Annotated in this window: 8 protein-coding genes; 7 read left to right on the top strand and 1 reads right to left on the bottom strand. The window is 75.6% G+C overall.

Translation table 11 applies throughout. From position 1 onward, the window contains the following. Positions 1-3: 3 nt before the first annotated feature. Entirely contained in the window at positions 4-1,326 is a 1,323-nt protein-coding gene (locus ACIBBF_RS19150; RefSeq protein WP_397416405.1) for an SLC13 family permease, read from the bottom strand. A gap of 103 nt (positions 1,327-1,429) precedes the next feature. Between ACIBBF_RS19150 and ACIBBF_RS19145 the strand changes: the two genes are divergently transcribed. From ACIBBF_RS19145 to ACIBBF_RS19115, 7 genes are all read left to right on the top strand, one after another. Beyond that, positions 1,430-2,146 (top strand): FadR/GntR family transcriptional regulator, encoded by a 717-nt coding sequence (locus tag ACIBBF_RS19145; RefSeq protein WP_397416587.1) that lies wholly within the window; start codon positions 1,430-1,432, stop codon positions 2,144-2,146. Further along, on the top strand, positions 2,143-2,904 hold the full coding sequence (locus ACIBBF_RS19140; RefSeq protein WP_397416403.1) for a sulfite exporter TauE/SafE family protein: 762 nt from the start codon (positions 2,143-2,145) through the stop codon (positions 2,902-2,904). Before ACIBBF_RS19145 ends, ACIBBF_RS19140 begins: the two co-directional genes overlap by 4 nt. Positions 2,905-3,007: 103 nt before the next feature. Beyond that, on the top strand, positions 3,008-3,634 hold the full coding sequence (locus ACIBBF_RS19135) for a winged helix-turn-helix domain-containing protein (RefSeq protein ID WP_397416401.1): 627 nt from the start codon (positions 3,008-3,010) through the stop codon (positions 3,632-3,634). Further along, positions 3,631-5,052, top strand: coding sequence for an MFS transporter (locus ACIBBF_RS19130; RefSeq protein WP_397416398.1), 1,422 nt, complete (start codon positions 3,631-3,633; stop codon positions 5,050-5,052). Before ACIBBF_RS19135 ends, ACIBBF_RS19130 begins: the two co-directional genes overlap by 4 nt. Before the next feature lie 90 nt (positions 5,053-5,142). Then, the gene (locus ACIBBF_RS19125; protein ID WP_397416396.1) at positions 5,143-6,126 is read left to right on the top strand and encodes an LppM family (lipo)protein; all 984 of its coding nucleotides are present in this window, start codon (positions 5,143-5,145) and stop codon (positions 6,124-6,126) included. 116 nt (positions 6,127-6,242) lie between these two features. Then, the gene (locus tag ACIBBF_RS19120) at positions 6,243-7,268 is read left to right on the top strand and encodes an alpha/beta hydrolase (protein ID WP_397416394.1); all 1,026 of its coding nucleotides are present in this window, start codon (positions 6,243-6,245) and stop codon (positions 7,266-7,268) included. 90 nt (positions 7,269-7,358) lie between these two features. Continuing rightward, positions 7,359-11,765 carry an SCO7613 C-terminal domain-containing membrane protein gene (locus ACIBBF_RS19115; RefSeq protein WP_397416392.1) on the top strand — a complete coding sequence of 1,469 codons (4,407 nt, stop codon included), beginning with the start codon at positions 7,359-7,361 and terminating at the stop codon, positions 11,763-11,765. Positions 11,766-11,877: the final 112 nt, after the last annotated feature.

Here is an 11,877-nt window from a genome sequence, read left to right as displayed (position 1 = left end):
TGCTCACCAGCCCGGCAGCACGAGGATGGCCCATACCAGCAGCGGCCCCGCGAGGGTGACGATGACGGCGTAGCCGAGGATCTGCTTGTAGTAGGTCTGCTCGGAGATCGTGTCCGGGCGGTTGGCGAGCATCAGGGCTCCGTTCGTGGAGAAGGGGCTCACGTCGACGATGGTCGAGGAGACGGCGAGGGCCGCGGCCATGGCCCAGGGGCTGACCCCGCCCGCGGCGATGAGCGGCACGGCGATCGGGATGATCACCGGCAGCAGCGCCGTGGACGACGCGAACGCCGAGACGATGCCGCCCACGTAGCACAGGACGAGCGCACCGACCGCGACGATGCCGAGGCCCGCGGCCCAGTTGCCGATGTACTCGGGCACGCCGGCCGCGGTGAGGATGGCGGCGTACGTGCTGACGCCCGCCACCAGGAGCACGGTGGGCCAGGCGATCTGCTTGACGGCGTCCTTGTGCTGCTGCGGGGACAGCATGGCCAGCGCGACGGCGGCGGTGATGGACACGAAGCCGATGTTCTGGTCGAACGCGAGGGCGGTGACGGCCACCGCCGCGAAGGCGACGAGCGTGAGCACGTGGTCACGGCGCACACCGACGGCGCGCGTCGTGGTGGAGACGCCCGCGCCCTGGCCCCGGACCGTGACGGACGCGCCGCCCGCGTGCAGGTCATCGGCGAGGTGCGCCGACGCCTCGGCAGGGTCGACCCGCTCGCGCATGAGCTGGCGGCCGCCGAGCGCGAGGAACAGGACGACGGCCATCGCGATGTTGATGCCGAGCGACGCGAGGAAGACGCCCATCTCGGTGCCCTCGTAGCCGACCTCGGTCATGACCGAGTTGGTGATGGTGCCGTAGATGCTGATCGGGGAGAACCCGCCGCCCTGGGCGCCGTGCACCACGAACATGCCCATCATGAGCGGGTTGATCTTGTACCGGCGGGCGAAGCCGAGCGCGACCGGGCCGATGATGGCGCAGGCGGCGGGGCTGGCCGCGCCGATGGCGGTGAGCAGGGCGGTCACGGCGAACATGACCCAGGGGATCAGTGCGACCCGACCACCGACCGCCTGCACCGCTTTGGACACGATGAGGTCGACGGTGCCGTTGTTCTTGGCGATGGAGAACAGATAGGTGACGCCGATGAGGGTGAGGACGAGATCGGCGCTGATACCGCCCAGCACCTCCTTCTCGTCCATCTGCAGCGCGAAGACTCCGACGAACCAGGCGGCGACGTAGGCGAGCGCGCCCATGTTGATCGGCAGCACCGTCCCGGCCACGAACAACGCGACGAGCGCGATGATCGCGATCCACTCAGGACCCATGACAACTCCTCTTCCCATCGCGGCGGACACCTTTGACCGACGAGGCACGATGGATCAGTGGCCTAGCCAATAGTCCACTGCCGCTTCTGTCAAGTACTCTCGGCTGGTGACCTCGAAGGCTTCGGCCGAGCTGCCGACACCACTGGCCCGCACCCGCCTCTACGAGCAGGTGGCGGAGCAGATCACCGCCTGGATCCAGCAGAACGGGCTGCAGGCCGGGGACCGGCTGCCGCCGGAGCGGGAGCTTGCGGCGCGCCTCGGCGTCAGCCGCGCGACCCTGAGCCAGGCGCTGGTCGCGATGGAGGTCGTGGGCGTGGTCGTGGTGCGCCACGGGGACGGCACCGTCCTGACCGGCAGGCACAGCGAGAGCCGCATCGTGGAGGCCATCCGCGCGCACGCCGACCGGATGCCCGAGATCATCGACATCCGCGACGCGCTGGAGACCAAGATCGCCGCCCTGGCCGCGCAACGACGCACCGAGGACGACCTGGTCGCGATCGACGCCGCCCTGGACGCGATGGAGCAGTCGATCGAGCACGGCGACCGCGGCGTCGACGCCGACGAGCAGTTCCACGCGGCCGTCACCGCCGCCGCCCACTCCGACCTCCTGGCCCAGACCATGCGGGAGATCGCGAGCCTGATCCGGGAGAGCCGCATCGAGTCGCTGTCGCAGCCAGGCCGACCACGCAACTCCCTGGCGGGGCACCGCGCGATCACCGACGCGATCCGCGCCCGCGACCCCGAGGCCGCCGCCGCGGCGATGCACGCGCACGTCGAGATGGTCAGTGACGTGGCGCTGCTGCGGGAGGACGACCGGTGAGCGGCTGGGAGCACCTGGCCGTCCTGGGCGCCGGGCTCGGCGCCGGCGTCCTGACCTCGACGGTCGGCGTCGCGTCGCTGCTCAGCTTCCCGGTGCTGCTCGCCGTCGGGCTGCCCCCCGTGGTCGCGAACGCGTCGAACACCGTGGGCCTCGTACCGGGGGCGCTCAGCGGCGCGTTCGGCTACCGGCAGGAGCTGCGCGAGCACCCGCGCGTCACCGTGGTGGTGCTGGTGACCTGCGCGGTCGGCTCGGTGGCCGGCGCCGTGCTGCTCCTGGCGCTCCCGCCGGGCGTCTTCGAGACCGTCGTGCCCTGGCTGATCCTGCTCTCCTGCCTGCTGGTCGGCGCCCAGCCGTGGATCAGCCGGTGGCTGCGCAGCACCCGCAACGAGCCCGCCCGGCTCCGGCACGACATGTCGCCCGCGACGATGGTGTTCTCCGTGCTCACCGGGACGTACGGCGGCTACTTCGGGGCCGGCGCCGGGGTCATGATGGCCGCGGTGCTCGGGCTGGGCACCGACCTGCCGGTGCGCATCGTCAACGCCCTGAAGACCCTCGCGGTGCTGGCGGCGAACGTCGTGGCGACCGTCATCTTCGTGGCGGTCGCCGACCTGGACTGGGTGGCGATCGGTCTGCTCGCGGCAGGGTCGCTGGTGGGCGGGTACGTCGGCGCACGCCTGGGCCGCCGCATGCCGCCGGTGGTGTTCCGCGTGCTCGTGGTGGTCGCCGGCGTGACGACCGCCGTCGTCATGCTGCTCTGACGGCTGCCCGCCGCCCCGCGCTCCCAGCGGCGTGCCGCCCTTCGTGCACATTTTTTGTGCACGACTCTTGTGCACAGAGAGTGTGCACGCTTATCGTGCACACATGGCCACTCCCGACGACGACTTCCGTCTCACCCCCGAGGCCGTCAAGGTCCTCGCGCACCCGCTGCGGTCACGCCTGCTCGGCGCGCTGCGCCGCGGCGGCCCGGCCACGGCGACCACGCTCGCGACGACCCTGAGCACCAACTCGGGCGCCACGAGCTACCACCTGCGCAAGCTGGAGTCCGTGGGCCTCGTCACGGACACGGGCGAGGGAGCCGGCAAGCAGCGCCTCTGGCGGGCCGCCACGAGCTCCCACAGCTGGGAGCGCACCGAGCTGGCGCACGACGAGGACGCCGCCACCGCGCTGGGCTGGCTGGAGCGTGACTACCTGCGCCTGTTCAGCACCGAGTTCGGCCACTGGCTCGACGTGGCCGAGACGTGGCCCGACGACTGGCAGGACGCGACCGGCATGGGTGACACCTGGGTCACCGCCAACCCGGAGCAGCTCCAGGCCCTGCGCGCCGAGCTGCACGACCTCTTCGAGCGGTACCGCGCCACCGAGCCCGGCCCGGGCGCGCGGCGCGTCACCTTCTGGCACGCCCTCTACCCCCTGGAGGCCGACGCCGTCCCCACCGGCCAGGACGACGCCGTGCCCGACGGCACCGCTCCCGGACAGGAACCCTCATGACCCCCTTGACCCCGGCCCGCGCCCGCCGGATCTTCCTGCTGCTGACGCTGACCCGGTGGTTCCCCGTCGGGCTGGTCGTCACCGTGACCACGCTGCTGCCCATCGAACGAGGGCTGCCGGTCACCCAGACCCTCACGGCGCTGTCGGTCACCGGGCTCACGGTCTTCCTCCTGGAGCTGCCCACCGGCGGCCTCTCCGACGCGCTCGGCCGACGCCCGCTGCTGGTCGCGGCGGCCGCCATGCAGGTGCTCGCCGCGGTCCTGTTCCTCACGGCGCAGACCTTCTGGGCCTTCGCCCTCGCCGCAGCGGTCACCGGCGTCTTCCGGGCGCTCGACTCCGGGCCGCTGGAGGCCTGGTTCGTCGACACCGTGCACGCGACCGAGCCGGGCGCCGACGTCGACCGGTCCCTCGCCGCGCACAGCACCGTGCTGGGCGGGTCGATCGCCGCCGGCGCGCTGGTCTCGGGCGGGCTCGTCTGGTGGCACCCCTTCGGCGCGTGGTCCGCGCTGGCGCTCCCCTACGCGGTGTACGCCGGGCTCGCGGTGGTGCACCTGGTCGCCGTCGCGCTCCTGGTCCGGGAGGCGCCGCGCCCGCTGACGCCGCCGTCCGCCGTCACCGCGGTGGAGGACGGCGGGGCGGCGGACGACCGGGCGGCGGACGACCGGGCGGCGGACGACGTGGTGGAGGACGGCGCGGCCGGCCCCGGCACGGCGCCGGCGCTGCCGCCGTCGGGCCGCTGGGCCGGGGCGCGGCGCGCGCTGGACTCCGCGCGGGGCGCGCCCGGCGCCGTCCGTGACGGGCTGCGCCTCGCGCGGGACAACCGGGTGCTGCGCTACCTGCTGCTCGTCGAGGTGTTCTGGAGCATCGGGATGGTCGTGTTCGAGACGTTCCAGCCGATCCGCCTGTCCGAGCTGCTGGGCGGCACCGCCGCCGGGGCCGCGGTCTCCGGCCCCGCGGCTGCCGCCGGATGGGCGGTGTTCGCGGCCGGGGCCGCGCTGACCGGCCTTGCCACACCCCGCCTCGGCGTGGCGCGCACGGCCATCCTCGCGCGCGTGCTCAACGGGCTCGGGGCGGTGTGGATGGGGCTCGCGCTCGGACCCGCCGGGCTGATCGCCGCCTACCTGGTGACCTACGGCCTGCACGGTGCCTGCGGACCGGCCTACCAGGCGCTGCTGCACCGGGAGGCGGAGTCGCGGAACCGGTCGACCGTGCTGTCGATGGCCTCGATGCTCGCGTTCGCCGCCTTCTCGGTCGCCGGCCCGACGCTCGGCTGGGTGGCCGACCTGCTCTCGACGCCGGCCGCCATGGTGCTGGCCGGGGCGCTGAGCACCCTCGGTGCGCTCTGCTTCCTGCCGGCCCTGCGCCAGGAGCGCCGCCGGGCGGCCGCCCTCGCCACGCCGGCCGCGAGCGCGGCCTGACCCCTACCCGATACGCCACGTCCCGCACATGGGGACAACTCCCCTCGATCAGGCTTTTCCAGACGGGCGGTCGGCCGTCATGCTGTCCCGGTGACCCCTCCTCGCCGCGTCGGTGCCCTCGCCGCCCTCGCCGTACTGACCCTGACTCTGTCGGGGTGCGTGCGCATGGGCGTGGAGCTCGACCTGAGGCCGGGCGACGCGGCGTCGTCGAGCGTGGTGCTCGCGGTCGAGGACCGGTACCTGGACCGGACCGGCCAGTCCCCCGGCGACGTCATCGACACGCTGACCCGGGACCAGGAGGACCCGGCCCAGGACGCGGCGCGCACCGAGGACTTCCGGCAGGACGGCTACACGGGCACCCGCTACGTCTACCCGGAGACGGGTATCGGCACGGTCGGCGCCCAGGTGGGCTGGCCCATCACGGTGGTCCGCGAGGGCGACGACTACCTCGTGTCGGGCACCCTCGACCTCACCGAGGAGGGCCTCGGGAGCCGGGGCGCCGCGTCCGTCGAGAACCTCAGCTTCACCGTCGACGTGACCTTCCCGGGCGAGGTGCGCACGTCGAACGGCACGGCCGTCGGGAACACGGTGCGCTGGGAACCTGCCGTGGGCGAGACGGTCGAGATCCACGCACGCGGCTCCGCCGTCGGCCCGGAACGGGAGGATCCGGCCGCGGCGAGCGGGGCCGCGGAGGTGGTGACGCTCCCCGTGGTGCCCGAGTGGATGGTCCTCGTGCTCGGGCTGAGCGGCCTGGTCATCCTGCTGCTCATCGGCGTGATCGTGTGGCAGGCCATGCTGCGGGTCCGGGACCGCCGTCCAGCGGAGGGGGCCCCGGCCTACGCACAGGTGCCCGGCCCGTACGGCCCGGTGGCCGGACAGCACGGTGCCGGGCCCGCACCGTACGGGGCCGGACCCGCTGCACCGCCGTACGGGGCAGCGCTCCCGTCGCACGGGGGTGCGCCGGGGCCGCACCCGGGTGCGTCCGTCCCGTACGGCGGCGCCCCGGGGCACCCGCAGGAGCAGACGACCCCGCCGGACCCGAACCGGCCGCCGAGCTTCCCGCCCGGGTTCTGACCCGGACGCGCCCGACGACCCCGCACCGGGTGCCGACGCAGCGGGCGACCCGCGGGCCCGTTGCCGATATGGTCGGCGGGCCGTGCGACGTGCGCGGCACGACGCACAGGAGCGACGTGGACGACACCGAGAAGAACCGGACCGCGGGCGGCTGGACCGAGGACGTGCTGGGCGCGGGTTACGAGGCCCGGACGCTGCACCTGCCCGCACCCACCGGCCGTCCCCGCGGACGCGCCGCCCGGCGAAGGACGGGGGACGGCGGCGCGGAGGCGACGCTGGTCCGGTACGTCCCCGAGGGGACGCCGCGCGCCGGCCGCCCGCCCGTCCTGTACGTGCACGGGTTCGCCGACTACTTCTTCCAGCGTCACCTCGCCGAGGCCGTCGCGGCGCGGGGCTACCCGTTCTACGCCGTCGACCTGCGGGGTCACGGGCGGTCGATCGACGCGTGGACGGCCTCGGGCGGCGACCCCAACATGGTGGACGACCTGGACCTCTACCAGCAGGACCTCGACGCCGCCGCCGACGCGATCGCCGCGGACGGCCACACCGGCCTCGTGCTCCTCGGCCACTCGACCGGTGGGCTCGTCACCGCGCGGTACGCGCACGCGCGACCCGGGCGGGTGACCGCCCTGGTGCTGAACAGCCCCTGGTTCGACCTGCGCGGGAGCTGGTCCGACCGCACCCTGGCCACCCAGATGGTGTACGCGCTCGCCCGGTTCGCGCCGCGCACCGTCGTCAGCCACCTGGGCGGGGACTACGGCCGTGCCCTGCACCACGCCACCGGCGGCGAGTGGGAGTACGACCTGCGCTGGAAGCCGTACGACGGCTTCCCGGTCCGGGCCGGATGGCTCGCCGCCATCCGGCGGGGGCACCGCGAGATCGGTCGCGGGCTGCCCGTGGAGTGCCCGACGCTGCTGTGCACCAGCGACCGGACCGGCCCGGACCGTGGCGAAGCCGCAGCGATGCTCAGCACCGACACCGTGCTCGACGTGGCGCACATGCATGCCCGGGCACCACGACTCGGCGACGCCGTGGACGTGGCAGTCATCGAGGGCGGCGCGCACGACCTGGCCCTCTCCCCGCGTCCGGCTCGCGAGAAGTACCTGACCACGGTGCTCGACTGGCTGGACGCGAACACCTGACCGACGAAACACACATTCGGCATGAAACCGTGACCAGTTCCACGCGCGCCGCGAACCCCTGAACGGGACTGCTCCGCCAGGCTTTCGCTCATGGAAGAGACGTGGGTCAGTCACGCGCTCCGGCGCCTGCCCGACACCCGCACCTGCCCCGCGTGCGGCACCGTCCTGCACGGCGGCCTGTGCGGGCACTGCGCGCTCGACCTCCGCGGCCCGCGCGGGATCGAGCTGTACACGGCGTCGCTCGCCGCCGAGCGGGCGATCCGGGACCGCCAGCGGATCCTCGACGAGATGCGGGCCGAGCAGCCCGCCGCCGCACGGTTCGCCCGGCGGGCCGACGGCGGGGCGCCGACCCCGGGTGGGACGGCATCCGAGGCCGTCCGTGGCCCGGCAGCCGAGGCGGACTACGGCGCGGCGGCCGGGGTGGCAGGCGGCGCGGTGGCCGGGACCGTGCCCGGCGCGGCCGGCGTCCTGGCCGATTCCCCGCACGGCGGCTCGGGCACCGGCCCGACGGGTGCCACCCCGGGCACGGCCGTAGCCTCCCCGGCGAGCGGCACGACGTCCGCGCCCCGGCGCGCCGTAGCCCTCCAGCCGATCCTCGCGGGGGTGGGCGCGGCGCTCCTGGCGGTCTCGGCCGTGGTGTTCGTCTTCTTCACGCTCGCCGACCAGCTCGTGCTCCGCACGGTCGCGACCCTGCTGGTCACCGCAGCCGCCGTGGTGGCGGCAGCGGTGATGCGCCGGGCCGGCCTGCGGTCGTCCGCCGAGGCGGTCGCCACCCTCGCCGTCGCGCTCACCTGGGTGTGCGCCGAGCTGGGCCTGCAGGCCGGGGCGGTCGAGGGCGCTACCGCGCACCTCGCCCGGGCGGGGCTGCTCGCGCTGGTCGCCCCGGCGCTCGTGGCGGTCGGCGGGCGGCTGCGGATCCGCTCGTGGACGGCGGCCGGGACGCTCTCCGCACCGCTGGTGCCGCTGCTGCTCGCCGCCGGCCTGACCAGCGGTGACCGCCTCACCTGGGCCTGGATCCCCGCTGTCGGCGCCGTGGCGCTGATCGCGCACGCCGGCACCGTCGTACAGGGCCGGGTGGCCGAGCGCCTCGGCCTGGGAGCGGCCCGGTGGGAGACGCGGCTGCTGGGCGTGGTCCGTACCGTGGCCGTGCCCGCCGCACTCTACGCCGTCACGGACGTGCCCGGCCTCGCCGCGCTGTGGTTCGCCGCGTGGTGGGCGGCGGTGTCGGTCGGGGCGGTCGTGCTCGGTCACGTGCTGCGCGTGCGGGCGTGGGTCTCGACCGGCCTGGTCACGGCCCCGATCACCGCGTTCCCCGCGGCGCTCGCGCTGCCCGCCACGGTGGACCTCGCCTGGGCCGTGGGCGCCGGTGCGCTCCTCGTGGGGCTGGCCACGCTGGCGGGGCCCGCGGCGGCGCGGACCACCGGACCGCGTGTCGGCTCGGCGCTGCGCACGGAGCTGCTGCTGCTCGAGGCGACACAGGTCCTGGCGATCGCGGTGGCGGTCGGTGCCGCCCTGCTGGTGCCCCCTTCCGCCGTGCTCGCGGCCCTGCCGGGCGACGCAGCGACCGCCGTGCTGCTCGCCGTCACGGCCGTCGTCGCCGCGGTGCTCCGGCGGGGCACCCACCGCCGCTGGTGGACCTTCACGGCCGGTGCGCTCGGCACCACCCCCGCCCTGTTCCTCGCGACCGGCGACGGGGCCGACCTCCTGTGGATCCTGCCCGCGGCCGCCGGAGTGGCCTGGGCGGCGCTCGTCGTCGTCCTGGCGGTCCTGGTCGCGGTGGGCGCACGCCCGGTCGTCCCCGCCGCGCGGACGCGCGCCGACCTGCTGCTCGCATCCTGGCTCGTCGCGGTGCTCGCGGCGGTTCCCGCCACCTGGGCCGCGTGGCCGCGCCTGATCGGGGTGCTGCTCGTGGCGCTGGAGGCGGACCCCGCACCACGCCTGGGCGCCGGCCCGCTGGGCGGTGGCTTCCTCGCCGCGGGGCTCGCCGGACCGAGCCTGCTGGGACTGGTCGTGCTCACCGTGCTGGTGCTGACCGCCTCCCGGCTGGGACCGGCGGCGGGCACCGCGCCCGGCCGTGTCCCCGCCGTCGTACGGAGCGCTCGCGCCCTGGCCCCCTGGACCACGCTCCTGCTGGTCCTCGTCGCGTCCCTGCACCCCGGGATCGACGGTGCGGCGTCGCTCGTGCTGCTCGCCGTCGCCGCCGCGCTGCTGCTCGCCGCCGCCACGCGGTCGGAGCGGGCGTGGCCGGCGCTGCGCCCCGCCGTCGTCGCCGTGCGCTCGGCTGTCACCGGCCTGCGACGTGCGTCCGGGTTCCTGCCCCGGGTCGGCGGCGCACCCGTCGGAGCGTCCGAGGTGCCGGCCTGGCGACGTGCGGCCGTGTCCGGCGCGTGTGCCGCGCTGGTCCTGCTCACGCTCGGCTCGTGGCAGAGCCGGCCGACGGTGCTCGCCGCGACGGTCGTCGCCGTCCCGCTCGTGCTGGCCGCGCGCGGCGCACTGCCGGCGGCGGCGCGCCCGGGGCTCGTGGGTGGTGCGTACGCGTACGCCCTGGTGGTGGGCGGTGTGTGGCTCGGGTGGCTCGGGCTGGACCAGGTCGCGGCCGTGTGCACCGTGTCGGCCGCCGCCTCGCTGACGGCCGCGGCGGTGACCGCCGTCCGGGTCACGCGCGGCGAGTGGTTCGCCGTGCTCGGGGTCACGGGCGTGCCCTTCGTGCTCGGCGTGCTCACGGTGGTCGCCGAGCGCACGTGGTGGTCCGCCGGGAGCGCGGTCGCGATGCTCCTCCTGGAGCTCGTGCTGCTGCTCACCCGACGGTCCGGCCTGGCCCCGGTCGTGCGGGTGCTCGCCGCGGGCCTCGTGCTGCCCACCGCCGCGGTGGCGATCGTGAGCGCCGGGGCGATGCTGGTGCCCGGCAGCGGCTCGCCGGTGCTGCTCCCGGTGATCGCGACGGCCGTCGCGGTGGTCGCGGGCGGCGCACCACGCGTCGCGGGCTCCCTCACGAGCCGCGTGCCCGACGGCGCGGGCGCCGGACGCCGGGTGCGCGGCGTGCTCGAGCTGAGCGCCGTCGTCACCGGGGCCATCACCGTCGGTCTGGCCTACGGGCGGCCGTCGGCCGGTCCGGACATCGCGGTGGCGGTGCTGCTGCTCCTCGCGATCGGCGCGGGCGTGGTGGCGCGCGAACCCGACCGGACCCGCGTCTGGTGGCTCGCCGGCACCCTCGCCACGGCGGCGGTCTGGACCGCGCTGGCCGACGGCGGCGTCCGGCTCGTCGAGGCCTACACCCTGCCGCCGGCGGTGGCGGCGGTGCTGGTCGGCGGGCTGCTGGCCCGGCGGGCGGCGCGCTCCGGGGACGGGGCCGCCCGGTGGGAGCACGGCTGGCGGCTCACCGCCGCGGGGCTCGTGCTCGCGGTCGTACCCAGCGTCCTCACGCTCGCCCTCGCGGACGACGCGGGCGACCCGCGTGCCCGGGCGCTGCTGGCGGCCGGGGTGGTCGTGACGCTCACGATCGTGGCCCTGCGGCGCCGGCCGCTCGTGTCCGAGCTCTGGTCCGCGCGCGCCCGGACGCTGCTGGCCGGGGCGGCCCTCCTGACCGCCGTGGGTCTGGCCGTGGAGTCCCTGCAGGTCGCGGCCTCCGGGCTGGACACAGCCGGGGCACGCTTCGCGACCGGCCTCGCCTGGGCCTGCGCGGCGGGCGGGCTCGCGCTGGTCGCGTCGACCGGGGCGCGGTCGGGGGCGCCGTCGGGCCGCCTGCGACGGGCGATCGACGCGGGCGGCCACGTGCCCGCCCTGCTGCTCCTCACGGCGGGAGCGGTGGCCAACACCGAACCGCACTGGGGCGCGATCGTCACGCTCTGGACGCTGGAGGTGGCGCTGCTGGTCACGCTGGTGCTCGTGGCCCGCCGGCTCCTGCGCGGGCTGAGCACCGGTGTCCCGGCCTGGGCGGTCTGGGTGGCCGCGCTGGCCGCGGCGATCGCGGCCTGGAGCCCGCGCGAGCTCCGGGTCGAGGTGTTCTCCCTGCCCCTCGGGGTGGGGCTCGTGGTGGCGGGCTGCTTCGCGCTCGGTGAGTGGGAGGCCCGCACGCGGGTCGCCGGGCCGGGCGGTGTGCGCAGCGGGCGACCCACCCTGGTCGGCTGGCCCGTCGACTGGACCGGCTCGTGGGCGCTCCTGGCGCCGGGCATCGCCGCGCTGCTCGGCCCGTCGGTGCTCGCCACCTTCACCGACCCGCAGACGTGGCGGGCCGTGCTCGTGGTGGCCGTGGCGCTGACCGGGGTGCTCGTCGGGTCCCGGCGCCGGCTCGCCGCACCGTTCCTGCTGGGCGTGTGGGTGCTGCCGGTCGAGGTGCTGATCGTGTTCGTGTCCCAGCTCGGCACGGAGATCTCCGCCGTGTCGTGGATGCTCACGCTCGCGGCGGCGGGCGGGGTGCTGCTGATCATCGCGACCCTGGACGAACGCCGCACCGCCGGGTACGGCGGCGCGGCGGCCTACCTCCGCGACCTGCGGTGAGCACCGATCCGGTGGTCGAGGTCGGCACTCTGTCTCGAGGTCGGCACTCTGTCTCGAGGTCGGCACAGGCCTGTGCCGACCTCGAGGCCAAGTGCCGACCTCGGGGGGCCAC

It is taken from the genome of Promicromonospora sp. NPDC050880 (assembly GCF_044456525.1).
Lineage (GTDB): Bacteria > Actinomycetota > Actinomycetes > Actinomycetales > Cellulomonadaceae > Promicromonospora.
The sequence above is the reverse complement of the archived record's forward strand: the minus strand, read 5'-3'. Positions and strand labels throughout refer to the sequence as shown.